This is a genomic window from Acidovorax sp. 22279 (genome assembly GCF_052045435.1).
Lineage (GTDB): Bacteria > Pseudomonadota > Gammaproteobacteria > Burkholderiales > Burkholderiaceae_C > Acidovorax > Acidovorax delafieldii.
Map to the genome: position 1 here is coordinate 71,423 of NZ_JBQEOV010000005.1, position 25,687 is coordinate 97,109.

Sequence of the window (25,687 nt, forward strand, 5' to 3'; positions counted from 1 at the left end):
GATCGATCACTATGTTTTTGATAGCTGCTGGAGCATGTGTAACTAGCGCTACCAGCCCATTTCGCCATGAATTCCTCTGAAATGCCCGCCACGCAACTCCAGACGGCCCGACCCGCCGACTGGCCGGTGGCCCCTGGCTGGCAGCCCTTGATGGACGCCTTTTTTGCGGGCGCGCGTGGGCAGGCGTTGCTCGCTCACTTGCAGGCGCGGCTGCAGGCCGGGGCAGCGATCTTTCCGCCCCAGCCGCTGCGTGCGCTGGAGCTGACGCCACCCGAAGACGTGCGCGTGGTTATCCTGGGGCAGGACCCTTACCACGGCCGGGGCCAGGCCGAGGGTCTGGCATTTTCGGTGGCGCCGGGCGTGCGCCTGCCGCCCTCGCTGCAGAACATCTTCAAGGAAATGCAGCGCGACCTGGGGGTGGCGTTTCCCCCGTTCCCGAACCCCGGCGGTAGCCTGGTCAAGTGGGCAAAGAATGGCGTGCTGCTGCTCAACACCTGCCTCACGGTGGAAGAGGGCCAGGCCGCCAGCCATGCGGGCAAGGGCTGGGAAGAGCTGACCGACACCGTCATCCGCCACGTGGCCGAGGGCCCGCGTCCGGTGGTGTTCATGCTCTGGGGCTCGCACGCGCAGGGAAAGCGCGCGTGGATTCCCGCAGACCGGGGGCACCTGGTGCTCACGTCCAACCACCCCTCGCCGTTGTCGGCGCTGCGCCCGCCCGTGCCCTTCATTGGCAACGGGCACTTTGGCAAGGCGCGGGATTTTCGCGCGCAGCACGGGTACTGAGCAGGGTTCGCAACACCGCGCGCGCGCCATGACCGACGCAGACGTGGAGGCGCAAATCTTCGCCTTGCTGGCGCAGCGCAAGCCGCACACGACGATCTGCCCGTCAGAGGTCGCTCGGGCGTTGGTGCCAGAGGGCGGTGACTGGCGCCACTACATGCCTCAAGTCAGGCAGGTGGCGCAGGTTTTGGCACATCAGCAACGCCTGCGCGTCACGCGCGGCGGGGTGCTGGTGGATGCCACGGCGCCCGGCGGCCCGATTCGCCTCGGCCGGCCGATGGATGACCAGCCCCGCGCCTAGCCCACGCCAAGGGCTACCACGGCTGCGGTAGCCGCTCCTTGAGCAGTTCCAGAAACGCCTGCGCCGCCACCGGCAGGCTGCGCCCGGCCAGGGTCTGGATCTCGATGTCGCGCAGGTCCATGCCGGGGTCGCTGATGGGCAGGGCCACGATGGCGCCTTCGGCCACCAGGTGGCGCACGGCGATCTCGCTGGCCACCGACAACCCGCCGCCCAGCTGCACAAAGTTGACCACCGTCTTGGCGTGGTTGCTGATGAGCACGGCCTCCAGCTGCAGGCCCTGGCGGCTGCAGACGATGTCGATCATCTGGCGCACCGTGGTTTCAGGAGGGGGCAGCGCGAGGGGGTACCCGGCCATCTGCGCCAGGGTCACGCTGCCTGCGCTGGCCAGCGGGTGGCCCGGGGGCAGCAGGGCCAGCACCGGCGCGCTCTGGCGGTAGGCCACGTCGATGTCCTTGTGCGGTGCGCGGCTGAAGCACAGGCCGATGTCGGCTGCGCCGCTGCGCACGGCGTCGGGCACCTGTGCCGTGGGCAAGGCGATCACGCTGAACTGCACCCCTGCGTACGTGCGCTGGAACTCCACGCACAGGCGCGGCACCAGCTCGTTTGCGAACGCATCCGATGTGGCCAGACGCACCTGCCCCGCACGCAGGCCCTGCAGCGCGCCGATCTCGCCCAGCGCGCGCTCGGCGTCCAGCAACGTGCGGCGCGCGTGCACCGCCAGGATCTCGCCCGCCGCTGTCAGCACCATGCCGCGCGGGTGGCGCTCAAAGAGGGGCGTGCCCAGCTGGGCCTCCAGCCCCGCGATCTGGCGGCTCAGTGCCGAGGCGGCCACATGCAGCCGGGCCGAAGCCTCGGTGAGCGATCCACTCTGCGCCACGGCCAGAAAGTAGCGCAGGGTGGTGTCTTGCAGCAGGTGGGGACGCATGGAGGAAGGGGCGGAGAGGGAGGTGTTCAGTATGCGCCGGTTTGCCGTGGTGGCAAAGCAGCTTGCTGAAATGCTGGTGGTCAAGCAAGGTGCAGCTTCCTAAGATGGTTCCATCCTCTGTTGTGTCCGATTTCTTTGCGGGAGTGCTCTGTATGCGTCTACTTTCCTGGGGCCGTGGTGTCTGGGGCCTGGCCGGCCTGCTGGTGCTGGCATCTGCCGCGCAGGCACAAGCCAACTGGCCGGACCGCCCTGTGCGGGTGATCGTGCCCTTCCCGGCCAGCGGCGCGACCGACCTGGTGGCGCGCGTGGTCACGCAGCGTGTGGCGGCCGACCTGGGCCAGCAGCTGGTGGTGGACAACAAGCCCGGCGCTGGCGGCACCCTGGGCACGGCCGAGGCGGCCAAGGCCGCACCCGACGGCTATACCCTGCTGCTGACCACGAGCAGCACACATGCCATCTCGCCCCACCTCATGCCCAAGCTGGCTTATGACCCGCGCAAGGACTTCACGCCGGTGGCCCATGTAGCCGACGCACCCAGCGTGCTGCTGGTCACCAACAGCCTGCCGGTCAAGACCGTGGGCGAACTGATTGCCTACGCCAAGGCCCACCCCGGCAAGCTCAACTACGCCACCAGCGGCAATGGCACCATCGTGCACCTGAACACGGCCGCCTTCAGCGCCCAGGCGGGTGTGGAGATGACGCACATCCCCTACAAGGGAACGGCCCTGGCCATCCCGGACCTGATTGCCGGGCAGACGCATGTGCTGTTTGACTCGCTGCCCACCGGCATGCCGCACGCCAAGGCCGGCCGCCTGCGCGCACTGGCCGTGACCAGCGAAAAGCGCAGCACCCTGGCGCCCGAGCTGCCCACGCTGGCCGAATCTGGCCTGCCCGGTTATTCGTCGGTGACCTGGTTTGGCGTGTACCTGCCTGCGGGCGCACCGCCCGCGCTGGTCGAGAAGGTGCACAAGGCCTTCGCCAAAGCCGTGCAGGCGCCCGAAGTGGCCGAGAGCCTGGCCAAGCTGGGCGTGGAGCCCGCCGCACCGCGCACGCCCGCGCAGTTTGGTGCCATGGTGCAGGCCGATAGCAATCGCTGGGCGACGGTGATTCGCCAGCACAAAATAACCCTGGAGTGACATTCCCCTGAGCGGCTTTGCCGCTTCCCCCTTCTCTCGAATGGCGTTGCCATTCGGGAAGGGGGACGACGCCCTCGGTGCGGGGCGGCCCTTCCTCGGCGTCCCTCGCTTTGCGCCGCGCCGGTTTCATGCAGCCCGCCCTGTGCGGGGCAACAGAGTCAGAACGCTATGAATACCCCATCCCTCGACTGGTCCCTTCCCTACGCCTCCAACCGCAGCGCGGTCATGGGCCGCAACGTGGTCTCCACCTCGCAGCCGCTGGCCGCGCAGGCGGGCCTGCGCATGCTGCTGGCGGGTGGCAATGCGGTGGACGCTGCCATTGCCGCCGCCATGGCGCTCACGGTGGTGGAGCCCACGGGCTGCGGCCTGGGCAGCGACGGGTTTGCCATCGTGTGGGATGGCAAGGAGCTGCACGGCCTCAATGCTTCGGGCCGCTCGCCTGCGGCATGGACGCCTGAATACTTCGAGAAGCTGGGCGGCATCCCCGAGACGGGCTGGAACGCCGTCACCGTACCGGGTGCCGTGTCGGCCTGGGTGGCCTTGTCCAAGCGCCTGGGCAAGCTGCCGTTTGCGCAGCTGGCCCAGCCCGCCATCGACTACGCGCGCAACGGCTTTCCTGTGTCGCCCACCATCGCCCGCCTGTGGGCGCTGGGCGCGGCCAAGCTGGGCACGCAGCCCGGGTTCGCCGAGTGCTTCATGCCGAATGGTCGCGTGCCCCAGGCGGGCGAAATCTTCCGCAGCGACGCCCATGCGCGCACGCTGGAGCTGATTGCCGAGACCGAGGGCGAGGCCTTCTACCGGGGCGTGATTGCCGAGCGCATCGCCGCCCATGCCCAGGCCCATGGCGGCGCCATGACGATGGCCGACCTGGCCGCGCACCAGGCCGACTGGGTGGGCACCATCCAGCAGCGGTTTGGCGATTCGGTGGTCCATGAGATTCCGCCCAACGGCCAGGGCATTGCCGCACTGATGGCGCTGGGCATGCTCGACGCGCATGGCATTGGCGCGCACTCAGCGGACGATGTGGAGACCGTGCACGCCAGCATCGAGGCCATGAAGCTCGCGTTTGCCGATCTGCACCAGTACAACGCCGACATCGACGCCATGCCGGTGAAACCGGATGCGCTGCTGAACCCCGACTACCTGCGCAGCCGCGCTGCGCTGATCGACACCACGCGCGCTGGCGACCCCGGCTACGGCGCGCCGCGCCCCGGCGGCACGGTGTATCTGGCGGCGGCCGACGCGTCCGGCATGATGGTCTCGTTCATCCAGTCCAACTACATGGGCTTTGGCTCGGGCGTAGTGGTGCCGGGCACGGGCATCAGCCTGCAGAACCGGGGCCATGGCTTCAACCTGGTCCCAGGCCACGCCAACCAGGTGGCGCCGCGCAAGCGCCCCTCGCACACCATCATTCCGGCCTTTGCGATGCATGCCGACGGCACGCCGCAGATGGCGTTTGGCGTCATGGGCGGTCCCATGCAAAGCCAGGGCCACACCCAGATGGCGCTGCGCGTGCTGCGCTACGGCCAGAACCCACAGGCAGCTGCCGATGCACCCCGCTGGCGCATCACCGGCGGCAAGGGTGTGGCGGTGGAGCCAGGGTTCGACCCCGCCGTGGTCGCCGCGCTGCGCGCGCGCGGGCACGAGGTGACGGTGGAAGAGGGCAACGGCGTGTTCGCCTTTGGCGGCGCCCAACTGGTGCTCAAGAACGGCAACAGCTACATCGCGGGCTCCGACCCGCGCAAGGACGGGCACGCGGTGGCGTTCTGATCCCTGCCCAGGCGGCGGGCTTGATGCTATTGAATATATAGCTGCTTAGGCATATTGCACTAGCGCTACCGGCTGTTTGGGTGCTTAACGTGTCTCGCGCATGGTCAGCCAGGCGCTGGCCGCGCCGCTGAGCACGATGGCCGCAATGCCCGCCATCGACCACGCATCGGGCACATGGCGGTACACCAGCCAGCCCGCCAGCATGGCAAACCCGATCTGTGAATACAGGAACGGCGCAATCGTCACCGGCGTGGTGCGCGCATAGGCGTTGAGCAGCAGCATGTGGCCCACCGCGCTCGACAGGCCCATGGTGAACATGCCGGCCCACAGCCACGGGTCGCTCACCGGCTGCCAGAAGAATGGCACGCCCAGCGACACCAGCGCGGTGGCGATCCAGCTGGTGTAGAGCTGCGTGGTGGCGGGGCTCTCGTGCCCGGCCATCTTGCTGCTCAGCACTTGGTAGCCCGTGCCCGCAGCCAGCATGCACAGCGGCCACAGCAGCGCCCAGGTGAAGGCATCACCGCCGGGCCGGATGATGGCCAGCGTGCCCGCCAGGCCCGCCACCACCAGCAGCCAGCGCAAAGGGCTCACCGGCTGGTGCAGCCACAGGGCCGCCACCACCGTCACACACAGCGGCACCGTGGCCACGATGGCCGTGAACTCCGCCAGCGGCAAGGCCGTGAGGCTGATGAAGCCGAACAGGCTGGTCATGGCGAACAGCGCGCCGCGCAAGGCCTGGAAGCGGGGCTGTGTGGTGCGCAGGGCAGGGCGCCCCTCCCGTTGCAGCACGAAGGCCGTGGTCAGCAGCGACTGGAACACATAGCGCATCCACAGCGCCATGACGATGGGCACACCCACACTGACCAGCTTGCTCGCGGTGTCCAGCAGCGCAAAGAACGCGCAGGCCGTGACGGCCAGCGCGATGCCTGCCAGCGCCGCACGCCGGCGGGCTGCAGGACTGGTCGACGGCGCAGGGCCGGGGGGACTCACGGCGTGCCGCGCGCACGCTCCAGCAGCATGGCGTCGCCATAGCTGAAGAAGCGGTACTGATGCGCAATGGCGTGCCGGTACAGGCCCATGATGTGGGCGTAGCCCGCAAACGCGCTCACCAGCATCATCAGCGTGCTCTTGGGCAGGTGGAAGTTGGTGATCAGCACATCCACCACCTGAAATGCAAAGCCCGGTGTGATGAAGATGTTGGTGTCGCCAGAGGCCTGGCCCGTCTTCGCCCAGGATTCGAGTGTGCGCACGGTGGTGGTGCCCACGGCCACCACGCGGCCGCCGCGCTGGCGGCAGCGCTCCAGCGCGGCCAGCGTGGCCAGCGGAATCTCGTACCACTCGCTGTGCATCTGGTGCTCGGCCAGGTTCTCGGTCTTGCAGGGTTGGAAGGTGCCTGCGCCCACGTGCAACGTGACGCTGGCGCGATCGATGCCGCGTGCGGCCAGGTCGGCCAGCACGCCTTCGTCAAAATGCAGCGCGGCCGTGGGCGCTGCCACGGCGCCGGGGTTGCGGGCAAACACGGTCTGGTAGCGCTGGCTGTCCTCGGCCTCGTCGGGGTCGTGGTCGGTGTTTTGCTGGCGCTCGATGTAGGGCGGCAGCGGCAGGTGGCCGTGGCGGTCCATCAGCTCCCAGGGCGATTCGCCTGCGGGGCCGTGCAGCGCAAAGCGGAACAGCGGGCCGTCCTCGGTGGGCCAGCGGCCCAGCAACTGCGCGTCAAAGCCGCCCGCCTTGCGGCCACCGGCCATGTGCACCACGCTGCCGGGCAGGGGCTTCTTGCTGACCTTCATGTGGGCCACGACTTCGTTACCCGGGTTGCCAGCCTCGACGGGCAGCACGCGTTCGATCAGCAGCTCCAGCTTGCCGCCGCTGGCCTTCTCGCCAAAGATGCGCGCCTTGACCACGCGCGTGTCGTTGAACACCAGCAGGTCGCCTTCGCGCAGCAGTCCGGGCAGCTCGCGAAAGATGCGGTCTACCGGCTGCATGGCGCGGCCATCGAGCAGGCGCGAGGCGCTGCGCTCGGGCGCGGGGTGCTGGGCAATGAGTTCGGGGGGCAGCGAGAAGTCGAAGTCGCTGAGGGTGAACACGCGGGGCGTGGAAGGGCCGCCGGAGGCGAGGGGCGCACTGGTTGCGCCGCTGGAGAGATCAGTCATCGTGCTTGAGGGCCGAACGGGCCCGTGCCAAGGTAAAAATTGCGGAAGGCGCGATTGTCCCACGGGGCTGCAGCCCCTGCAGGCGCGGTGCTAGGGCGAGGTGGTGAATGCCACCGGTGCCGGTACGCTGTGCACCAGCCGTTGTACGTCATCGGCCTGGGCCAGGGTGGTGCCCGGATGCAGCAAGGCGGCAGCGCCTGCGGCCACGCCCCAGCGCAGCGCCTCGGCAGGCGCATCGCCCCGGTCCAGCGCCCAGACCAGTGCCGCCAAAAAGCAGTCCCCAGCGCCCGTGGTGCCGGTCGTAGCGGGCACGTTCAGCGCTGGCGCCTGCCATACCCCCTCCCGCGTGGCCAGCACGGCGCCTTGCTCGCCCACCGACAGGGCCACGGTGTCGGCGGCGCCGCTGCGCACCAGCGACTGGGCGGCAGTGCACCAGTCGGCCGCCTGTTCCAGGGGCTGTTGCAACAGGTCGCGCAGCTCGCGCAGGCTGGGTTTGACCAGCGCCACCCCAGCCTGCAATGCCGCCGCCAGCGGCGGCCCCGAGGTGTCGACGGCCACCCGCACGCCCCGGCCGGATGCGGCGCGCGCCAGCTGGGCGTAGAAGTCGTTCGGCGTGCCAGGCGGCAGGCTGCCGCTGGCAATCAGCCAGCGGGGTGGCGGTGTGTGGGTAGCCAGCGCATCCAGGCAGGCCTGCCACTCGCAGGCCTGCAGCATGGGGCCGGGCAGCACAAACCGAAACTCCTGGCCCGTGCTGGTCTCGACCACCGAGAAGTTCTCGCGCGTGTCGCCCGCAATGCGCTGCAGCTGCGTGAGCACGCCCTCGTCGGCCAGCAGCTGTTGCACCTGGGCGCCCGCCGCGCCGCCCGCCAGTGCCCAGGCGCTCACGTCCGCGCCCAGGCGGTGCAGCACCCGCGCGACGTTGATGCCACCGCCCCCCGCAAACCGCCGCACCGGGCCGCAGCGCAGCTTGTGTGTGGGGACCACGTGGTCGGTGGTGGTCGCCAGGTCGAGGGCGGGGTTGAGCGTCAGGGTGATGATCAGTGCAGGCATGGGCTACCAGACCTTGTCGGAGAAGCCGGACCACAGCTCGTCCAGGTCGGGAAAGCGCCACTTCTCGGGGTCTTCGCGTGCCACGATCTTCTCGTTGCAGTCCGGGGCGGCCAGGTTCACCACCTCGGGCGGAATGCGCAGGTCGGACTTGGTCGAGAAAAACACCTTGACGATGGGGGTGGTCAGCGCGGTGGGCGATTGCTCAGTCACGATGCCGATGCGGCCCGAGGTCAGCCGCACCAGCGAGCCCACGGGGTAGATGCCGATGCTTTTGACAAACGCCTGAAAGATGCGTGCGTCAAAGTGGTCCCTGGTCCACTCGGCCATGCGGCGCAGCGACTCGGCCGGGTCCCAGCCGCGCTTGTAGGGCCGGTCGGAGGTGATGGCGTCGTATACGTCGCAGATGGCCGTCATGCGGGCGATCACGCTGATGCCTTCTCCCTGCAGCTTGTCGGGGTAGCCCGAGCCGTCCACCTTTTCATGGTGGTGCAGGCAGGCGTCCAGCACGGCGTCGGGCACGTTGCCGCCTTCCTTGAGCATGTGGTAGCCCTCCACCGGGTGGCTGCGCACCACGGTGAACTCCTGGTCGGTGAGCTTGCCGGGCTTGTTGAGCACTGCCAGCGGGATGGCCGCCTTGCCCAGGTCGTGCAGCAGGCCCGCCATGCCAGCGAGCCGCTGCTGGTCGTCCTTGAGCTTGAGCTGCTTGGCCAGGGCCACCATGAGCGCGCACACCGCCACCGAATGCATGTAGGTGTAGTCGTCGGCCGTCTTCAGCCGCGCGAGGCTGATGAGTGCGCCGGGGTTGCGGGTGACGGAGTCGGAGATTTCTTCCACCAGGCTCTGTGCACTGGCCGAGTCCACTGCGCGGCCCATGCGGGCCTCGTTGAACATCGAGACCACCGCTTCCTTGGACTTGACGCAGATGGCGGCGGCCATCCTCAGTTCGCTGTGCATGTCCGCCGGTTGGCGGTCTCGCTTGGGGGGAGGAGGGGGTGAGGGCAGCGTCACCTTGATGGGGGGCAGGTCCTCCAGGCGGCTGAAGTCGGTCTCGATCTGCGCATCCACCTCTTCGCGCGACATCGACGCCGTGCCTGCGGCCACATCCAGGCCCTTGTCAGTGTCGATCCAGATTTCCTGAATGGCGGTGGCCTGGATGCGGGCGAGGTCCTTGGGGTCCTTGAGCAGGAACTTGGCCCGCCAGAAGGGGTGCTCCATCCACGAGCCGCAAAACTCATGCAGGTACATGCCCAGGGTCAGGTGTTGGATTTGAATGCGCTTGAGCATGACGGGGCCCCGGACTCGAAAACACGCCGTGATCAGGCGTTAGCAATGGTAACCATGGTAGCCTTTTCGGGCTGCGATCTCCGCTCGTTTTCCCTAGCAAATTGCTCTCCATGCCCGCTGCCGCCCCTGCTCCCGCCAAACCCACTGCGCGCTCCGCCGTCCCGGCCGCGCGTGGCCAGGGTGCGGCCTCGGTGGCGCAGAAGGCGTTGCAAAAACTGGGCCTGCGCCGCGATATCGACCTGGCCCTGCACCTGCCCTTGCGCTATGAGGATGAAACCCGCATCACCCCGCTGGCCAACGCGCGCGACGGCCAAACGGTGCAGATCGAGGCCACGGTCACTGCCAGCGAGGTGCAACTGCGCCCCCGCCGCCAGCTGCTGGTGCAGGTAGAGGATGACACCGGCAGTTGTGAGCTGCGCTTTTTCAGCTTCTACCCGTCGCACCAGAAGACCCTGGCCGTGGGCGCGCGCCTGCGCATTCGGGGCGAGGTCAAAGGCGGCTTCTGGGGGCGGCAGATGCTGCACCCCGCCTTCCGCGTGGCGGGTGGCGAGTTGCCCGCCGCTCTCACGCCCGTCTACCCCACCACCGCCGGACTGCCCCAGCCCTACCTGCGCCGGGCCGTCGTCAGTGCGCTGACGCGGGTGGATTTGTCGGACACCCTGCCACCCGGCACAGAGCCACCGATGGCCCGGGCTTATGGCCCCAATGGCCTGCAGCGCAGGTTCAGCTTGCGCGAGGCGCTCACTTTTTTGCACCATCCCACGCCCGATGTGGCGCTGTCCACGCTGGAGGACCAGAGCCACCCCGCCTGGCAGCGGTTGAAGGCGGAGGAGTTGCTGGCCCAGCAGCTGTCCCAGCAGCAGTCGCGGCGCGAACGCGACATGCTGCGCGCGCCGGTGCTGCGGCCCCGGCGCAGCGCCGACGGCGCCTTGCCATTGCACGAACAGTTGATGGGCGTATTGCCGTTTGACCTGACGGCGGCCCAGCGCCGCGTGGGCGAAGAGATTGCGGCCGATCTGGCCCGCCAGGTGCCCATGCACCGTCTGCTGCAGGGCGATGTGGGTTCGGGCAAAACCGTGGTGTCGGCCCTGGCCGCCTGCCTGGCCATGGACGCGGGCTGGCAGTGCGCGCTGATGGCACCCACCGAAATCCTGGCCGAGCAGCACTTTGCCAAGATGATCGGCTGGCTCGAACCGCTGCTGGCCGCACACGGCCGCAAGGTGGCCTGGCTGGTGGGCGGGCAAAAGAAGAAGGACCGTACTGCCATGCTGGCGCTGGTGGCCAGCGGCGAGGCGGCGCTGGTGGTGGGCACGCACGCCGTGATCCAGGACCAGGTACAGTTCAAGAACCTGGCGCTGGCCATCATCGACGAGCAACACCGCTTTGGCGTGGCGCAGCGGCTGGCCTTGCGGCAAAAGTTGGCGGCCCACGGCATGGAGCCGCACATGCTCATGATGAGCGCCACGCCCATCCCGCGCACCTTGGCCATGAGCTACTACGCGGACCTGGATGTGTCGGTGATCGACGAGCTGCCGCCAGGCCGCACGCCCATCGTGACCAAGCTGATTGCCGACAGCCGCAAGGACGAAGTGATCGAACGCATCGGTGCGCAGGTGGAGGCCGGGCGGCAGGTGTACTGGGTGTGCCCGCTGATCGAAGAGAGCGAGGCGCTGGACCTCTCCAACGCCACCGCCACACACGCCGACCTGAGCGAGGCCTTGCCGGGCTGCATGGTCGGCCTGCTGCACTCGCGCATGCCCACCGCCGAGAAGAAGGCCGTGATGGCGCTCTTCACCAGTGGCCAGATGGGCGTGCTGGTCAGCACCACCGTGATCGAGGTGGGCGTGGACGTGCCCAACGCCTCGCTCATGGTCATTGAACATGCCGAGCGTTTTGGCCTCTCGCAGCTGCACCAGCTGCGCGGCCGCGTGGGGCGCGGCGCGGCGGCCTCGGCCTGTGTGCTGCTGTACGCCACCAACGACAGCGGCCGCGTGGGTGAAACCGCCAAGGAGCGCCTGCGCGCCATGGCAGAGACCAACGATGGCTTCGAGATTGCCCGGCGCGACCTGGAGATCCGGGGCCCCGGCGAGTTTCTGGGCGCCCGCCAGTCGGGCGATGCGCTGCTGCGGTTTGCCGACCTGGCGACCGACACCCATCTGCTGGAATGGGCGCGCGAGCTGGCCCCCCAGATGCTGGACCGCTACCCGGAATTGGCCGCCAAACACGTGGCGCGCTGGTTGGGTGGAAAATCGGACTATCTCAAGGCATGAGACGCTCAGAACGACACTGACGTGGCCCGCAGGAACACACCATGACCCTCACCGAACTCAAGTACATCGTTGCGGTGGCCCGCGAGAAGCACTTTGGCCATGCGGCCGACGCCTGCTATGTGTCGCAACCCACGCTCTCGGTGGCCATCAAGAAGCTGGAAGAAGAGCTGGACGTGAAGCTGTTCGAGCGCAGCGCGGGCGAAGTCACGGTGACCCCGCTGGGCGAGGACATTGTCCGCCAGGCGCAAAGCGTGCTGGAGCAGGCCGCGGCCATCAAGGAAATCGCCAAGCGCGGCAAGGACCCGCTGGCCGGGCCGCTCACGCTGGGCGTGATCTACACCATCGGGCCCTATCTGCTGCCCGAGCTGGTGCGCCAGTCCATCACGCGCACCCCGCAGATGCCGCTGATGCTGCAGGAGAACTTCACCGTCAAGCTGCTGGAGATGCTGCGCACGGGCGAGATCGACTGCGCCATCCTGGCCGAGCCTTTCCCCGACACCGGCCTGGCCATGGCGCCGCTGTATGACGAGCCCTTCATGGCGGCCGTGCCCAGCACGCACCCCTTGGCGGCCAAGAAGTCGGTCACGGCTGCCGAGCTGAAAAACGAGACCATGCTGCTGCTCGGGGCGGGCCATTGCTTCCGGGACCATGTGCTGGAGGTGTGCCCCGAGTTTGCGCGCTTTGCGAGCAACGCCGAGGGCATCCGCAAGTCGTTTGAGGGCTCATCACTGGAGACCATCAAGCACATGGTGGCCGCCGGCATGGGGGTGACGCTGGTGCCACGCCTGTCGGTGCCGCGCGATGCGTTGCTCACGGTGTCGCGCCGCCGCAAGAGCGACGAGACCTACATCCGCTACCTGCCCATCCGTGAGGAAGACGGTGGCCCGCCGCCCGTGCGCCGCGTGGTGCTGGCGTGGCGCCGCAGCTTCACGCGCTACGAAGCCATTGCCGCCCTGCGCAACGCCATCTATGCGTGCGAGCTGCCAGGCGTGACGCGACTGTCCTGAACGGCTGCTGGGCACTGATTCGCTTCCTGGAATCGGCGCTACACTCCCGCCGCCCCTGCGCAGGTCCACCCGGCCCGGGCAGGCCCTGCTCCACGGCGCCCTCTGCCCATCGGCGGTCGGTGCCTTTGCCCCCACAAGAGGTTCCTATGAAGACGCTTTGGCTCACCGCCACGCTGGTTGCCGCCCTGACGGCTTGCTCCACCCCCACCCCCCCAACCGTAGCCCAGACGCTGAAGAAGCCTGCGCTCGACCGCATTGCGGCCGCGCCTGCCGCCGCTGCCGCAGCGGACTTCCGACAGTTCCTGGCGCTGGCTGCACAGATGCAGCCGCAGCTGCAGACCGCCGTGTCGGCTTACCTGGCGCACAAGCCTTTGGTGGGTGATGACCTGGTCAACATCAGCCGCTTGCTGGGTCTGCACAACCGCTTGCGCAACCAGGCGGCGGTGATCGACGCCACGGCGAAGATGGTGGCCATTCCCACGGTGCGGGCCGACAAGGTGCCGCCGCACGAGGACAAGCACATCATCGCGTTCGGTGCCTTGGTCGAAGGGATGGCCAAGGACTTTGGCCTGCAGTACCGCAATGTGGATAACCGCATCTTTGAAGTGAAGCTGCCCGGCAGTGGCCCCGAAGAATTCGGCATCCTCACCCATGCCGACGTGGTACCCGTGGTGGCCGACGAATGGGTGCTGGACGATGGCACGAAGCTTGACCCCTTCCAGCTGACCCGCGTGGGCGGCAACCTGTATGGCCGGGGCTCCATTGACGACAAGGGCTCCATCGCCACGGTGCTGTTTGCGATGAAGGCCGTCAAGGACAGCGGCCTGCCGCTGGCGCGCACCATCCGACTCATGATCGAAACCACCGAAGAAACCGGTGGCGACGCGATGAAGTACTACCGCGCCAAGACCTCGCTGCCTGAGTACAACATCGTGCTCGATAGCAAATATCCTGCGGTGGTGGCCGAGAAGGGCTCGGGTGCGCTGCGCACCACCTTTGCCTTGGGCGCCGCGGCAGGCAACCAGCCCACCATCGTGGCCATGGCGGGCGCCGCATCGGCCAACGCCGTGCCCCAGACGGCCACGGCCCGCCTGCGTGGCGGCAACGCCGATGCCACCACCCGCCAGCTCAGCGCTGGCAAGGACGCCTTTATCGGCAAATACACCAGCCAGGGCGGCAAGTTCAGCATCGATGTGGCGCGTGAAGGCGCAGACATCTTGGTCAAGGTCACGGGCGCATCGGCCCACGGCTCGCGCCCCGAAGAAGGCGTGAACCCGCTGCCGCGCCTGGCGCTGTTCCTCAAGGAGTCGGGCCTAGTGCTGGCCCCCAACGGCTACGCGCAGGCCGTGCGTTACCTCACAGACCTGTATGGCACCGACTACCTGGGTCGTACGATGGGGCTGGCCTACAGCGATGACTTCATGGGCCCGCTCACGATGTCTCCCAACCTCATCCGCGAAAAGGATGGCAAGGTCGATGTGCTGGTGAACGTGCGCATGCCCCGTGGCAACACGCCCGAAGCACTGGCCAAAGCCACCACCGAACGCATCAAGGCCTGGGGCGCCCAGGCGGGTGTGGCGGTGGAGGTGGACCACAACCAAGGCAACTGGATGGCCCGCGACCCCAAGGGCGCCTGGCTGGCCACGTTGCTCAACACTTTTGGCGACACCACCGGCCTCGAAGCCAAGCCCGCGCCCACGGCCGGCAGCACCACCGCCAAGCTGATGCCCAACGCCATCAACTTTGGCCCTGCCATGCCTGGCAAGAAGTACACCGCCCACAATGCCAAGGAGTTCAAGGAAGTGGCGGACCTGGATGCCGACATGCAGATGTTCACCGAAATGCTGGTGCGCATTGGCAACTTGCCGCACATGCAATAAGCCTGTGGGGCTTGGCTCCGCTTGCGTTTTCTTGACCCAGGTGCAAGGCATCGGCCTTGGCTGACATGGGGGACCAGTCGCTTGCGCTACAGTATTTGAGGACCCCGCACAGCGCGGGGTGTTTCATGTTCTCCGCACGGAAGGAACCTCCCCATGGCCAAAGCTCCTGGCAAAGCCGCATCCGGCAAACCCTCTGCCCCCAGTATCAACATCGGCATCAGCGACAAGGATCGCGCTGCCATTGCTCAGGGCCTGTCGCGCCTGCTGGCCGACACCTACACGCTGTACCTCACCACCCACAACTTCCACTGGAACGTCACGGGCCCCATGTTCAACACCCTGCACACCATGTTCATGGCGCAGTACACAGAACTGTGGAACGCGGTGGATCCGATTGCCGAGCGCATCCGCTCGCTGGGCCATGTGGCACCAGGTTCTTATGCCGAGTTTGGCAAGCTGGCGACGGTACCCGACGCCCCCGCCAAGCCCCCCAAGGCGCTGGACATGGTGCGTGTGCTGGTTGAGGGCCACGAAGCCGTGGCCCGCACGGCGCGCAGCCTGTTCCCCCTGGCCGACAAGGCCAGCGACGAGCCCACGGCCGACCTGCTGACCCAGCGCCTCACGGTGCACGAACAGACGGCGTGGATGCTGCGCTCGCTGCTGGAAGAATAAAAGGGCTCTCCTTCCCCTGCGCGCGTCGGCCGACGCACGGCCCGGCTGCGCGCGGCGGAGATGGCACAGGCGCGCAGAATAGCGCCTTGTCCTACACGGCGCAGCACGGTCGCCTGCGCATGATGCGGGTTTTGGTCATGCTCCCTTTCCGCAGGACGGCATGGCGGATCAACTCCCTGTGATGTATGCGAATCCTGTACGTTGAAGACAACCCGGAGCTGCGCGAGACCATCGGCATGCTCATGGAAGGCGAAGGCCGGACGGTCACGCCCTGCGCCTCTGCCGAAGAGGCGCTGGCGCTGGATGCTGGCGACCCCTTTGACGTGCTGGTGACCGATGTCAGCCTGCCCGGCCTTTCGGGCACGGATCTGGCCCGCCAACTGCTGGCAGATGATCCGCAGCGCTGGGTGGTGCTGTGTTCCGGGTATGAACTGGGCAGCCATCCGAGCAATTGGGGGCCGAACGTGCGCGCCTTGCTCAAACCCTTCGAACTGGAAGAGCTGGAGCAGCTGCTCGATTCCATCCAAAGCGCGCTGGCCTCGGCCGCCGGCTGACGCTTGCGGGCACGGCCCGCTCGCGGTTCGTCTCCCCCCCTGTCACATCACCCTGGTAGCGCCTTCACGGCTTCCGGTGGGCGGCTTGTCTGCTGGTTGGCACGCTGGCTGGGCTCGCTTGGCATGGTCAACTGCGGTGCGGGCGCGCTGGCGAATGGCGCGGCAGTGTTACTTGGAAGGTGGTGACATTGTCTTGCGACCTGGCTTCGATGGTTCCACGGTGGGTCCGCACGATCTGGTGTGCAATAAAAAGCCCCAGCCCCAGACCCTGGTGGCGGCCAGGCTCGCGTTCTCCTCCCCGGAAAGGGTCGAACAAATGCGGTAACAGCTCGGGGGGGATGGTGCCGCCGTTGGCCACCGTGATGCTTATCTGCTCGGGGCGGGTCCCGTCCACCGCAATCCGTACGGGGTGGTCGGCGCTGCCGTGGTGCAGTGCATTGCCGACCAGATTGGTGACCACTTGGCACAGGCGCTCCGCATCCCAGGTGCCTGCAAGGTCTCCCTGCAGGGTGGAATCGATGGGGCGTTCCGGGTGGCTGGTGGCCACCTCGTCCAGCGTGCGCTGCACCAGCGCCTGCATGTGGGCAGGGCCCAGCTGAAGTGCCAGCCCACCCGCCTGGCGGATGCGGGTCACGTCCAGCAGGTCTTCGATCATGTGGCCCATGCGCTGGCTGGCGCCCAGCACCCGGTCGGCCATGAGCACCGCTTTGTCGGGGGGCGGCTGGCGCTTGAGCACGGTGGCCGCCGCGACGATGGACTGCAGCGGTGTGCGCAGGTCGTGGCTCAGCACTGCCATGAACATTTCGTTGATGCGCAAGGCCTCAGTGCGCGCGCGCAGCTCGTGCGCCAGCGCCTGCTTGCGCCGGTGCAGTTCAAAGAACACGCTTGCCTTGTTGGTGAGCATGTGCGGGTCGATGGGTTTGTAGAGAAAGTCCACCGCCCCGCTCTCGTACCCCCGGAACTGCCAGTTCTGCTCGCGTGAGCCCGCCGTCATGAAGATGAGCGGGATGTGCCGGGTGCGCTCGCTGCCCCGGATCAGTTCCGCCAGCTCGAAGCCGTTCATGTCGGGCATCTGCACGTCCAGCAAGGCCAGGGCCACGTCGTCATGCGCCAGCAGCAGTTCCAGGGCCTCGGGGCCCGACTGGGCCTTGAGGATGTCCAGCCCGTCGCGTTGCAGCAGCGCCTCCAGGGCGATCAGGTTTTCCTCGACATCGTCAACGAGCAGGCATTTGGTGCGGTCGGTCTGGGGCATGGGCGGTGGGGAGGGTGGATGGGGTTCTCAAGGAAGGACGCATATGCCCGTATCAAAGCTGCTGGCGGCGGTGCAGGTCCACCAGCAGCCTGGCAATGCCTTCAGGGGGCAGGATGTGGTCAACCGCCAAGGCCGCGATGGCCGCCTGCGGCATGGTGGGCATGCTGGCGCTGGCGGGGTCTTGCACGATCGTGAGGCCGCCCGCCGCCTGAATGGCTTGCAGGCCGTGCACACCGTCTTCGTTGGCGCCCGACAGCAGGATGCCCACCAGCCGGGGGCCGTAGTGGTCTGCCGCCGATTCGAACAGCACGTCGATGGAGGGGCGGGAAAAATGCAGAGGGGCGTCCAGCGACAGCCCCACATGCGGGCCCCGGGGCCCGGCATCGACCAGCAGGTGGTAGTCCGGAGGCGCAAAGCTGACCGAGCCTGGCGTGATGGCGTCCTTGTCCTGCGCCTCGCGCAGCGCCAGGGCGCAGCGGGGCTGGAAGATGTCCACCAGCAGGCTGCGCCGGTCTCGGGGCAGGTGCAGCACGACCAGAACCGCGGCCTGCAGTGTGGCGGGCAGCGCGGGCAGCAGATGCAAGAGGGCATCAATACCGCCCGAAGAGCCACCCACTACGACGGCGTGGTAGCCCCCCGGTGGCGATGGCCTTGGCGCCAGCGCGGGGCTGGTCATAGTCCAGCCTTTTTTCGGTAGATGCGGTCCTCCAGCACGAAGTCCTCGAAGGCATCGGTGTGCGCAGAAAACCGCAATGACTCCTTGGAGCCCAGGCCCAGGAAGCCCCGGTGGCACAGCGACTCGCGGAACAACCCGAGTGCACGGTTCTGCAGGTCGCGCTCGAAGTAAATGAGCACATTGCGGCAGGACACCAGATGGACCTCGGCAAACACGCTGTCGGTGGCCAGGCTGTGGTCAGAGAACACCATGTGCTCGCGCAAGCCCTTGTCGAACACCACGCGGCCATAGCCGGCAGCGTAGTAGTCCGACAACGAGCTGCGGGCGCCGGAGCGCGCATGGTTCTCGGTGAAGGCGGGCACCCGGGACAGGTCGAACACACCCGCCTCGGCGGCGCGCAGCGCGTGTGGGTTGATGTCCGTGGCGTAGATCAGCGTGCGGTCCAGCAGGCCTTCTTCCTGCAGCAGGATGGCCAGCGAATACACCTCTTCTCCCGCGCTGCACCCGGCCACCCAGACCTTGAGCGAAGGGTAGGTGCGCAGCAGTGGCACCACCTCCTGGCGCAGCGCCTGGAAGTAGCTGGGATCGCGGAACATGTCGCTCACCTGCACGGTGAGGTATTCGAGCAGCGCAGGGAACACGGCGGGCTCGTGCAGCACGCGGTCCTGCAGCTGTGACAGCGTCTTGCAGTCGAACTGCACCAGCGCCGACGCCAGCCGCCGCTTGAGCGACGCCTGTGCGTAGCCCCGGAAGTCGTAGTGGTAGCGGTGGTAGATGGCATCGATCAGCAGGCGCTGCTCGATGTCTGCGGTGCGGGCCTTGCGATGGGGCATGGCGGGGCCTACTTGGGCATCCACACCCGCACCAGGGACAGCAGCTTCTCCACGTCCAGCGGCTTGGCGATGTAGTCATTGGCCCCGGCGGCCAGGCATTTTTCCTGATCGTCCTTCATGGCCTTGGCGGTCAGCGCGATGATGGGCAGGCGGCGCCACTCAGGGCGGTTGCGGATCTCGCGCATGGCGGTGTAGCCGTCCATCTCCGGCATCATGATGTCCATCAGCACCAGGTCAATCGCGGGGTGGCCGCCGCTGCCGGCGCGCTCCAGCGCCTGCAGGGCCTCCCGGCCGTTGCGCGCGATCTCCACGTGGATGCCGGTGGGCTCCAGGATGCTGGAGAGCGCAAACACGTTGCGCACATCGTCTTCCACCACCAGCACGTTGCGGCCTTCCAGGGCAGTCTCGCGGTTGCGGGCCACCTGCAGCATCTGGCGATGCTCTGCCGACAGCTCCGACTCCACCTGGTGCAGGAACAGCGTGACCTCGTCGAGCAGTCGCTCGGGGGAGCGGGCGTCCTTGATGATGATGGACTTGGAGAACCGGCGCAGCTGCTGCTCCTCGTCGCGCGACAGGGCGCGGCCTGTGTACACGATGACGGGCGGGAAGGAGACGCCGTCCTGCTCCGTCATCTGCTGCAGCAATTCGTAGCCGCTCAGGTCGGGCAGGTTCAGGTCCATCACCATGCAGTCAAAGGTGGAGCCGCGCAGGTGCGCCAGCGCCTCGGCTGCCGTGCCGGCGCCCACAATCTCCACGTCGTCGTTGGTGAGCAGGTGGCGCACGCTCTCGCGCTGGCGTTCGTCGTCTTCCACCACCAGCACGCGCCGCAGGTTCTGGGTGAACTTGGCTTCCAGGCGCTGCAGGGCATGCACCAGTTCGTCGCGCTTGACGGGCTTGAGGGCGTAGCCCACGGCGCCCCGGCCCAAGGCCTCTTGCGAGTAGTCGGCCACCGAGACCACGTGCACCGGAATGTGGCGCGTGGCCGGGTTGCGCTTGAGCTGGTCGAGCACGCCCAGGCCCGAGAAGTCGGGCAGGTTCACGTCCAGCACGATGGCGCTGGGCAGGCTGTGTATCGCATAGGCCAGGCCGTCGGCCGCGTTGTGGGCCAGGTGGCAGTCAAAATCCATCTCACCGGCCAGGTCGCTCAGGATCTGCGCAAAGCGCACGTCGTCCTCAATCACCAGAATGCTGCGCGCGCTCGCGCGGCGCGGGGCTACGGGTGCGGTGGGGGCCGCCACGGATGGCAACGCGTGGGCCGAAGGAGCCGGTGCGACGACCGGTGCCGTCGCGTGGGCTGGCGCAGGCGCCGCCAGCGGCATTGCGGATTCAGCTTCAGGCGACGAAGGCGCCAGCTTCTGGGGCAACACCAGGGTGAAGACGCTGCCCTCGCCCGGCGTGCTGTGCACGTGGATGGACCCACCCAGCAGCTGAGCCAGATCGCGCGAGATCGACAGGCCCAGGCCCGTGCCGCCGTACTTGCGGTGGGTGCTGCCATCGGCCTGGCGGAAGGCTTCGAAGATCAGTTCCTGCTGGTGTGCCGGAATGCCGATGCCCGTGTCCTTGACGGCAAACGACAGGGTGTCGTCCGGGTTGCGCGACACATGCAGCGCCACCGAGCCCTTCTCGGTGAACTTGAGCGCGTTGGACAGCAGGTTCTTGAGCACCTGCCCCAGGCGCTGCGGGTCGGTGTCCAGCGTGGCGGGTGCGTCGGGCGCGACGGTGGCAGTGAACGTCAGGCCCTTTTCTTGCGCCAGCGGGCGCAGCGGGTCGATCAGGGTTTGCAGGGCCCTGGACAGCGTCACCGTTTCCACCGACACGGTGGCCTGGCCGGCTTCGATCTTGGACAGGTCGAGGATGTCGTTGATGAGTGCCAGCAGGTCGTTGCCCGCCGCGTAGATGGTCTGCGCGTACTTCACCTGTTCGGCGCTCAGGTTGCCTGGCTTGTTGTCGGACAGCAGTTTGGCGAGGATCAGGGTGGAGTTGAGCGGTGTGCGCAGCTCGTGGCTCATGTTGGCCAGGAACTCGCTCTTGTACTGGCTGGCCAGCTCCAGTTCGCGCGCCTTGTCCGTCATGGCGCTTTGGGCGCGCAGCAGTTGCTCGCGCTGGTATTCCAGCTGCTGGGTCTGCGCCTCCAGGTGGGCGTTGGTCTGCTCCAGCTCGGTCTGCTGCACCTCCATCTGGGCCTGCGACTCTTGCAGGATGCGGCTTTGCTGCTCCAGCTCCTCGTTGCTCACACGCAGCTCTTCTTGCTGGGTCTGCAGCTCCTCGGACTGGCGCTGGGTTTCTTCCAGCAAGGCTTCCAGGCGGTTGCGGTCAATCCCAGCGCGGATCGCCACCGCCAGAATGCTCGAGGCGCGTTCCATCAGGGTGCGCTCAGGCTCGGTCAGGGGGCGATGAAAGCCCAGCTCGATCACGGCAAACACTTCGCCGTTCTCGATGGCGGGGGCCAGCAGCAGCTCGGTTGGCGCGGACTGGCCGGTGCTGGACGACACCATCAGGTGCCCGGCGGGCACATCGCGCACATGCAGCATCTGGCGCGAGCGCGCGACCTGGCCCACCAGGCCTTCGCCGGGCAGCAGGCGCTGCTCCAGCCGCTCGCGGGGCAGGGCGTAGCCACCAAACAGGGTGAGCGCGCCGTTGCAGTCGGCCACATAGCCTGCCCCCACGGCCGCGCGCAGGTATTGCGCCAGGTATTCGAGCGTGAGCTGGCCCAGGTCCTCCAGCCGGTGGTCGCCCTGGATGCGCTGGCTCAGCCCGTTGAGGCCGGCCGCGACCCAGGACTGCTGCGCCTTGAGGCGGTACTCCCGTGCATTGGCGGCAGCCGACAGGCAGATGAGCACCAGCAGCACGAACGAGCCGCCCCAGGAGTAGTAGGTGGACATCGAGGCGGCCTCTACCCACTGCTTGCGGTCACTTTCCAGCTGCTGGTTCAGCAGCGTGGACAGGTCCGATGCCAGGTCGCGGATGCGGTCCATCAGCACCCTGCCGGCATCACTGCGGGTTACGGCCACGGCGGCCTCCTGGCCCTTTGAACGGCGCAGTTCAATGGTCTCGCCCAGCTCGCGCAGTTTTTCGTGGCGCAGGTCGTCGATCTGCACGACGAGGCGGCGCTGCACGGCGCTGTCATTCGTCAGCTCCTTGAGGCGCGCCATGTTGCGCTCCATGGCGCCCAGGGACAGGTTGTAGGGCTGCAGATAGGTGTCGTCCCCCGTGAGCAGATAGCCGCGTTGCCCGGTCTCGGCGTCTTTCAGCGAGGACACGAACAGGTTGAGGTGGCGCATGGTCACCGTGGTTTCGTCCATGGCTTCCACCGCTTGCGCGCGCACCTGGGCGGTGCGGAAGTTCACCAGCGCGATCAGCACCGTGGCGAGGGCAGCAATCACAAAGCCCACCAGCATTCCGCGGGGGACAGCAAAACGCGTGGCGGCCTGGGAGGTCGATGTATGGGGCATGCGTTGGTGCCCCAGGGGGCGGTGCGTTGGGGGAACGAGCGGAGACTTTAACGGGTTTTGTGCTCGCGCTGGGGCTGTTACCTGGCCCCGGTGATGCGTGCCCCAGTCGCGGCGCTGCTGCTACATTCTGTGCGCCCGTGGCCCGCCACCCGCTGCAGCGTCTTGCTGCGGAGCCTGCTCTTGTAATGGTCCCATCATGTCGTCGTCCCCTGTTTCCCCCCGCAGCAGTTTTTCGCTCTATCTCGACCTGATCCGCTGGGACCGCCCCGCTGGCTGGCTGGTGTGCCTGTGGCCCACGCTGAGCGCGCTGTGGATTGCGGCCGACGGCTTCCCGGGCTGGCACCTGCTGACGGTGTTTGTGCTGGGCACCATCCTCATGCGCAGCGCGGGCTGCTGTGTGAACGACGTGGCCGACCGCGACTTTGACAAACACGTCAAGCGCACGGCGCAGCGCCCGGTCACCACCGGTGCGGTGTCGGTGAAGGAGGCGCTGGGCCTGGGCGCGGTGCTGGCGCTGGTGTCGTTTGGCCTGGTGCTCACCACCAACACCGCCGCCATCGCCTGGTCGGTGCCCGCCGTGCTGGTGGCCATTGCCTACCCGTTCACCAAGCGCATCATCTCCATGCCCCAGGCGGTGCTGGGTATTGCGTTCAACTTCGGCATCGTCATCGCGTTTGCCGCCGTGCAGGGCAGCGTGCCTGCGGTGGCGTGGTGGATGTGGCTGGGCAATATGTTCTGGGTGCTGGCCTACGACACCGAATACGCCATGGTGGACCGGGACGACGACCTCAAGATAGGCATCAAGACCTCGGCCATCACCCTCGGGCGGCTGGATGTGGCCGCCATCGTGGTGTTTTATCTGCTTTTCTTGGGTATTTGGGCGGTAGCGCTACAACCGTATGCCTTGGGTGCTATATTTTATGTAGCGCTTGCGGCGGCGCTGGCCCAGGCCGTGTGGCACTTCACCCTGATCCGCACCCGCACCCGCGAGGGCTGCTTCAAGGCGTTCCGCATCAACCACTGGCTGGGCGCCACGGTGTTTGCGGGCATTGCGGGCAGCTATCTGGTGCGGGCGGCGCTCACAAATTAATAGCGGTCAGCGCTTGATCGACTAGCGCTACCGCCCCAAAACATTAAGATCCGAACTCGTTGCCGAGTTCGTTGGCACGCTTTTCGGCAGCGCGCATGGCGGCCTCGAACGCCTGCGACACGCTGCTGGCTTCCATCGACTGCAGGGCGGCATAGGTGGTGCCGCCCTTGGAGGTGACGCGTTCACGCAGCACGGCTGGGGGCTCGTCCGAGCGGCGGGCCAGCTCCGAGGCGCCCACAAAGGTGCCCACGGCCAGCTGGTGCGCCTGCGCTTCGGTCAGGCCCATGCCCACACCGGCGCGCGTCATGGCTTCGAGGAAATAGAACACATAGGCCGGGCCCGAGCCCGACAGGGCGGTGACAGCGTCCAGCTGGGTCTCGCTCTCCACCCACAGGAATTCGCCGGTGGACGCCATGATGGCCTCCACGCTCTGGCGCTCGGCGCTGGTCACGGCGGGGCGTGCGTAGATCGCGCTCATGCCCTTGCCCACCAGCGCGGGCGTGTTGGGCATGGTGCGCACGATGCGCTCGGTGCCCAGCCACTGGGCGATGCTGTCCGAGCGGATGCCCGCCGCCACGCTCAGGTGCAGGGCCTGCTGGGTATGCGCCTTGGCCTGCGCGGCGGCGTCCTTGAAGGTCTGGGGCTTGACCGCCCAGACCACGATGCTGGCGCGCTGCAGTGCAGCGCCCGCCTCGGGCTGCGCCGTGAGTCCAAAGTTCTTGAGCAGCGCCTCGCGCGTGGGGGCGTAGGGCTCGACCACCTCGATCTGGCTGGCCGGGTGGCCCTGGCGGATCAGCCCGCCGATGATGGCGCTGGCCATGTTGCCGCCGCCGATGAAGGCGATGGTGGGGAGGGAGGGGTTTGCTGTGGCTGGAGCGGGGGAGGTCATTTTGCGGGCAGGCTGGAAAGGGAGAGCCGATGGTAGCGCCGGAGACCTGTGATTGTCCGAATGGCCTGCGCAACTGGCGCGGCCCATGCCAGTGCTCCCGCGCAAGGGCCGCCAGCATTCCCAGGTAGGGGCGCTGGGAGCGTCCCCCGCTCGCAACGCGCAGCGATGCGAGAGCGGGGGGAAGGCGCCGAAGGCGACTCAGGGGGGCTACTCTGCAACAGTTTGGCGCACGGCGTGTTCCCAGTTCGCCATCAGCTCCTGCGCACGCGCGCTGCCGAGCGTGGGCACAAAGCGGCGGTCGGCGCGCCACAGCCGCGAGAGTTCATCCGTGCTGCGGTACACGCCGCTCGACAGCCCTGCCAGGTAGGCTGCGCCCAAAGCAGTGGTCTCGATGACTGCAGGCCGCACCACCGGGATGCCCAGCAGGTCGGCCTGGAACTGCATCAGCAAGTCGTTGATGCAGGCGCCGCCGTCCACACGCAGCTCGCTCACCGGGGCGCCGCCAGCGGCCACGGCGTCGCGGCTCATGGCCAGCAGCAGGGCGGCGCTCTGGTAGGCAATGCTTTCGAGCGCCGCGCGCGCGATGTGGCCCAGCGTGGTGCCACGCGTGAGGCCCGTGATGGTGCCGCGTGCGTCAGGCTTCCAGTACGGGGCGCCCAGGCCGGTGAAGGCGGGCACCATCATCACGCCGCCCGAATCGGGCACGCTTTGGGCCAGTGACTCCACCTCGTTGCTGGTGGAGATGGCGCGCAGGCCGTCGCGCAGCCACTGCACCACCGCGCCGCCGACAAACACACTGCCTTCCATCGCAAATTCAGGTTGCGCCGTCGCCTGCGCTGCGCTGGTGGTGAGCAGGCCGTTTTGCGATGTCTGGAACGTGCCGCCCGTGTGCATGAGCATGAAGCAGCCCGTGCCATAGGTGTTCTTGGCCATGCCGGCGGTGAAGCAGGCCTGGCCGAACAGCGCGCTTTGCTGGTCGCCCGCCACGCCGCCAATGCGGATGGCGTGGCCCAGCAGGTCGGCCGCGATGTCGCCAAAGTGGGCGCTGGACGGCAACACCTCGGGCATCAGCGCCTTGGGAATGCGCAGCAGCGCCAGCAGCTCGTCGTCCCACTGGTTGGTGTGCACATTGAACAGCATGGTGCGCGAGGCGTTGCTCACATCTGTCACGTGCACTTTGCCGTGGGTGAGCTTCCACATCAGCCAGCTGTCCACCGTGCCAAAGGCCAGCTCGCCGCGCTCGGCCGCTTGCCGCGCGCCGGGCACATGGTCCAGCATCCACTGCAGTTTGGTGCCGGAGAAGTAGGCGTCCACCAGCAGGCCGGTCTTGGCCTGGATGGTGGCGGCATGGCCTTGTTCGCGCAGCTGGGCGCAGGCGGGTTCGGCGCGCCGGTCCTGCCACACGATGGCGTGGTGCACGGGCTGCCCGGTCTGGCGGTTCCACAGCACGGTGGTTTCGCGCTGGTTGGTGATGCCGACAGCGCGTATGTCGCTGGCCGCAATGCCCGCCTTGGCCAGCGCATCGCGTGCGGTGGCGAGCTGGGTGCGCCAGATCTCCAGCGGGTCGTGCTCCACCCAGCCGGGCTGGGGGTAGATCTGCGGCAGCTCCAGCTGCGCCTGCGCCACGATGTGGCCGCCTTCGTCAAAAACGATGCTGCGGGAGCTGGAGGTGCCTTGGTCAAGAGCGAGCAGGTAGGTCATGAGGGCAAAGGATAG

Annotated in this window: 21 protein-coding genes; 10 read left to right on the forward strand and 11 right to left on the reverse strand. The window is 67.5% G+C overall.

Annotation, left to right across the window (positions count from 1 at the left end; all coding sequences use genetic code 11):
• Window positions 1-66: 66 nt before the first annotated feature.
• Both ACTJKQ_RS08285 and ACTJKQ_RS08290 read left to right on the forward strand, forming a co-directional pair.
• Window positions 67-783 (forward strand): uracil-DNA glycosylase, encoded by a 717-nt coding sequence (locus tag ACTJKQ_RS08285; RefSeq protein WP_440596559.1) that lies wholly within the window; start codon window positions 67-69, stop codon window positions 781-783.
• Window positions 784-811: 28 nt separating this feature from the next.
• Window positions 812-1,081 (forward strand): DUF3253 domain-containing protein, encoded by a 270-nt coding sequence (locus ACTJKQ_RS08290; RefSeq protein ID WP_056747861.1) that lies wholly within the window; start codon window positions 812-814, stop codon window positions 1,079-1,081.
• Window positions 1,082-1,094: 13 nt separating this feature from the next.
• Here ACTJKQ_RS08290 and ACTJKQ_RS08295 read toward each other — a convergent pair whose 3' ends face one another.
• A complete protein-coding gene (locus ACTJKQ_RS08295) occupies window positions 1,095-2,006 on the reverse strand; it encodes a LysR substrate-binding domain-containing protein (RefSeq protein WP_440596560.1) in 912 nt (303 codons plus the stop codon).
• Window positions 2,007-2,158: 152 nt separating this feature from the next.
• On the opposite strand from ACTJKQ_RS08295, the gene ACTJKQ_RS08300 reads away from it, so the two are divergent.
• Together ACTJKQ_RS08300 and ACTJKQ_RS08305 are read left to right on the forward strand one after the other, a co-directional pair.
• A complete protein-coding gene (locus tag ACTJKQ_RS08300) occupies window positions 2,159-3,142 on the forward strand; it encodes a Bug family tripartite tricarboxylate transporter substrate binding protein (RefSeq protein ID WP_440596561.1) in 984 nt (327 codons plus the stop codon).
• 168 nt (window positions 3,143-3,310) lie between these two features.
• Window positions 3,311-4,912 carry a gamma-glutamyltransferase family protein gene (locus tag ACTJKQ_RS08305; RefSeq protein WP_440596562.1) on the forward strand — a complete coding sequence of 534 codons (1,602 nt, stop codon included), beginning with the start codon at window positions 3,311-3,313 and terminating at the stop codon, window positions 4,910-4,912.
• Between the two features lie 84 nt (window positions 4,913-4,996).
• Here ACTJKQ_RS08305 and ACTJKQ_RS08310 read toward each other — a convergent pair whose 3' ends face one another.
• The 4 genes from ACTJKQ_RS08310 to ACTJKQ_RS08325 form a co-directional block, all read right to left on the reverse strand.
• Entirely contained in the window at window positions 4,997-5,902 is a 906-nt protein-coding gene (locus tag ACTJKQ_RS08310) for a DMT family transporter (protein WP_440596563.1), read from the reverse strand.
• Window positions 5,899-7,062, reverse strand: coding sequence for a tRNA preQ1(34) S-adenosylmethionine ribosyltransferase-isomerase QueA (gene queA / locus ACTJKQ_RS08315; RefSeq protein ID WP_440596564.1), 1,164 nt, complete (start codon window positions 7,060-7,062; stop codon window positions 5,899-5,901). The genes ACTJKQ_RS08310 and queA overlap by 4 nt, the downstream gene beginning before the upstream one ends.
• A 90-nt stretch (window positions 7,063-7,152) precedes the next feature.
• On the reverse strand, window positions 7,153-8,112 hold the full coding sequence (locus ACTJKQ_RS08320; RefSeq protein WP_146872042.1) for a 1-phosphofructokinase family hexose kinase: 960 nt from the start codon (window positions 8,110-8,112) through the stop codon (window positions 7,153-7,155).
• Window positions 8,113-8,115: 3 nt separating this feature from the next.
• The gene (locus tag ACTJKQ_RS08325) at window positions 8,116-9,396 is read right to left on the reverse strand and encodes an HD-GYP domain-containing protein (protein ID WP_056065324.1); all 1,281 of its coding nucleotides are present in this window, start codon (window positions 9,394-9,396) and stop codon (window positions 8,116-8,118) included.
• Between the two features lie 110 nt (window positions 9,397-9,506).
• On the opposite strand from ACTJKQ_RS08325, the gene recG reads away from it, so the two are divergent.
• The 5 genes from recG to ACTJKQ_RS08350 all read left to right on the forward strand — a co-directional run bounded on the left by recG (window position 9,507) and on the right by ACTJKQ_RS08350 (window position 15,779).
• Entirely contained in the window at window positions 9,507-11,666 is a 2,160-nt protein-coding gene (gene recG / locus ACTJKQ_RS08330) for an ATP-dependent DNA helicase RecG (RefSeq protein WP_440596565.1), read from the forward strand.
• 41 nt (window positions 11,667-11,707) lie between these two features.
• Window positions 11,708-12,673 (forward strand): LysR substrate-binding domain-containing protein, encoded by a 966-nt coding sequence (locus ACTJKQ_RS08335; protein ID WP_056747872.1) that lies wholly within the window; start codon window positions 11,708-11,710, stop codon window positions 12,671-12,673.
• A gap of 146 nt (window positions 12,674-12,819) precedes the next feature.
• Window positions 12,820-14,553 carry a dipeptidase gene (locus tag ACTJKQ_RS08340; RefSeq protein WP_440596566.1) on the forward strand — a complete coding sequence of 578 codons (1,734 nt, stop codon included), beginning with the start codon at window positions 12,820-12,822 and terminating at the stop codon, window positions 14,551-14,553.
• Between the two features lie 153 nt (window positions 14,554-14,706).
• Window positions 14,707-15,225, forward strand: a complete 519-nt coding sequence (locus ACTJKQ_RS08345; RefSeq protein WP_060984998.1) for a Dps family protein — start codon at window positions 14,707-14,709, stop codon at window positions 15,223-15,225.
• Window positions 15,226-15,410: 185 nt separating this feature from the next.
• Window positions 15,411-15,779, forward strand: a complete 369-nt coding sequence (locus ACTJKQ_RS08350) for a response regulator (protein ID WP_056747877.1) — start codon at window positions 15,411-15,413, stop codon at window positions 15,777-15,779.
• Between the two features lie 127 nt (window positions 15,780-15,906).
• Here ACTJKQ_RS08350 and ACTJKQ_RS08355 read toward each other — a convergent pair whose 3' ends face one another.
• Genes ACTJKQ_RS08355 through ACTJKQ_RS08370 form a run of 4 tightly spaced genes read right to left on the reverse strand, consistent with a single transcriptional unit; the run spans window position 15,907 to window position 21,992 of the window.
• Window positions 15,907-17,031, reverse strand: a complete 1,125-nt coding sequence (locus ACTJKQ_RS08355; protein ID WP_440596567.1) for a hybrid sensor histidine kinase/response regulator — start codon at window positions 17,029-17,031, stop codon at window positions 15,907-15,909.
• A 52-nt stretch (window positions 17,032-17,083) separates the two neighbouring features.
• Entirely contained in the window at window positions 17,084-17,707 is a 624-nt protein-coding gene (locus tag ACTJKQ_RS08360; protein ID WP_440596568.1) for a chemotaxis protein CheB, read from the reverse strand.
• Window positions 17,704-18,540 (reverse strand): CheR family methyltransferase, encoded by an 837-nt coding sequence (locus tag ACTJKQ_RS08365; RefSeq protein ID WP_440596569.1) that lies wholly within the window; start codon window positions 18,538-18,540, stop codon window positions 17,704-17,706. Before ACTJKQ_RS08365 ends, ACTJKQ_RS08360 begins: the two co-directional genes overlap by 4 nt.
• Window positions 18,541-18,548: 8 nt before the next feature.
• Entirely contained in the window at window positions 18,549-21,992 is a 3,444-nt protein-coding gene (locus ACTJKQ_RS08370) for a response regulator (protein ID WP_440596570.1), read from the reverse strand.
• A 196-nt stretch (window positions 21,993-22,188) separates the two neighbouring features.
• Here ACTJKQ_RS08370 and ubiA point away from each other — a divergent pair, with 196 nt between their 5' ends.
• The gene (gene ubiA, locus ACTJKQ_RS08375; protein WP_440596571.1) at window positions 22,189-23,082 is read left to right on the forward strand and encodes a 4-hydroxybenzoate octaprenyltransferase; all 894 of its coding nucleotides are present in this window, start codon (window positions 22,189-22,191) and stop codon (window positions 23,080-23,082) included.
• Between the two features lie 43 nt (window positions 23,083-23,125).
• Here ubiA and proC read toward each other — a convergent pair whose 3' ends face one another.
• Both proC and glpK read right to left on the reverse strand, forming a co-directional pair.
• Complete coding sequence (proC, locus tag ACTJKQ_RS08380) at window positions 23,126-23,971, reverse strand: pyrroline-5-carboxylate reductase (RefSeq protein WP_440596572.1); 846 nt, start codon at window positions 23,969-23,971, stop codon at window positions 23,126-23,128.
• Between the two features lie 207 nt (window positions 23,972-24,178).
• Window positions 24,179-25,672, reverse strand: a complete 1,494-nt coding sequence (gene glpK / locus ACTJKQ_RS08385) for a glycerol kinase GlpK (RefSeq protein WP_121941181.1) — start codon at window positions 25,670-25,672, stop codon at window positions 24,179-24,181.
• Between the last annotated feature and the right edge of the window lie 15 nt (window positions 25,673-25,687).

Excerpts from the sequence above, each read along its gene's own strand:
- ACTJKQ_RS08285 (WP_440596559.1), top strand. The coding sequence starts at position 67 with ATGAATTCCTCTGAAATGCCCGCCACGCAACTCCAGACGGCCCGACCC.
- ACTJKQ_RS08290 (WP_056747861.1), top strand. The coding sequence starts at position 812 with ATGACCGACGCAGACGTGGAGGCGCAAATCTTCGCCTTGCTGGCGCAG.
- ACTJKQ_RS08295 (WP_440596560.1), bottom strand. The coding sequence starts at position 2,006 with ATGCGTCCCCACCTGCTGCAAGACACCACCCTGCGCTACTTTCTGGCC.
- ACTJKQ_RS08300 (WP_440596561.1), top strand. The coding sequence starts at position 2,159 with ATGCGTCTACTTTCCTGGGGCCGTGGTGTCTGGGGCCTGGCCGGCCTG.
- ACTJKQ_RS08305 (WP_440596562.1), top strand. The coding sequence starts at position 3,311 with ATGAATACCCCATCCCTCGACTGGTCCCTTCCCTACGCCTCCAACCGC.
- queA (WP_440596564.1), bottom strand. The coding sequence starts at position 7,062 with ATGACTGATCTCTCCAGCGGCGCAACCAGTGCGCCCCTCGCCTCCGGC.
- ACTJKQ_RS08320 (WP_146872042.1), bottom strand. The coding sequence starts at position 8,112 with ATGCCTGCACTGATCATCACCCTGACGCTCAACCCCGCCCTCGACCTG.
- ACTJKQ_RS08325 (WP_056065324.1), bottom strand. The coding sequence starts at position 9,396 with ATGCTCAAGCGCATTCAAATCCAACACCTGACCCTGGGCATGTACCTG.
- recG (WP_440596565.1), top strand. The coding sequence starts at position 9,507 with ATGCCCGCTGCCGCCCCTGCTCCCGCCAAACCCACTGCGCGCTCCGCC.
- ACTJKQ_RS08335 (WP_056747872.1), top strand. The coding sequence starts at position 11,708 with ATGACCCTCACCGAACTCAAGTACATCGTTGCGGTGGCCCGCGAGAAG.
- ACTJKQ_RS08340 (WP_440596566.1), top strand. The coding sequence starts at position 12,820 with ATGAAGACGCTTTGGCTCACCGCCACGCTGGTTGCCGCCCTGACGGCT.
- ACTJKQ_RS08345 (WP_060984998.1), top strand. The coding sequence starts at position 14,707 with ATGGCCAAAGCTCCTGGCAAAGCCGCATCCGGCAAACCCTCTGCCCCC.
- ACTJKQ_RS08350 (WP_056747877.1), top strand. The coding sequence starts at position 15,411 with ATGCGAATCCTGTACGTTGAAGACAACCCGGAGCTGCGCGAGACCATC.
- ACTJKQ_RS08355 (WP_440596567.1), bottom strand. The coding sequence starts at position 17,031 with ATGCCCCAGACCGACCGCACCAAATGCCTGCTCGTTGACGATGTCGAG.
- ACTJKQ_RS08360 (WP_440596568.1), bottom strand. The coding sequence starts at position 17,707 with ATGACCAGCCCCGCGCTGGCGCCAAGGCCATCGCCACCGGGGGGCTAC.
- ACTJKQ_RS08365 (WP_440596569.1), bottom strand. The coding sequence starts at position 18,540 with ATGCCCCATCGCAAGGCCCGCACCGCAGACATCGAGCAGCGCCTGCTG.
- ACTJKQ_RS08370 (WP_440596570.1), bottom strand. The coding sequence starts at position 21,992 with ATGCCCCATACATCGACCTCCCAGGCCGCCACGCGTTTTGCTGTCCCC.
- ubiA (WP_440596571.1), top strand. The coding sequence starts at position 22,189 with ATGTCGTCGTCCCCTGTTTCCCCCCGCAGCAGTTTTTCGCTCTATCTC.
- proC (WP_440596572.1), bottom strand. The coding sequence starts at position 23,971 with ATGACCTCCCCCGCTCCAGCCACAGCAAACCCCTCCCTCCCCACCATC.
- glpK (WP_121941181.1), bottom strand. The coding sequence starts at position 25,672 with ATGACCTACCTGCTCGCTCTTGACCAAGGCACCTCCAGCTCCCGCAGC.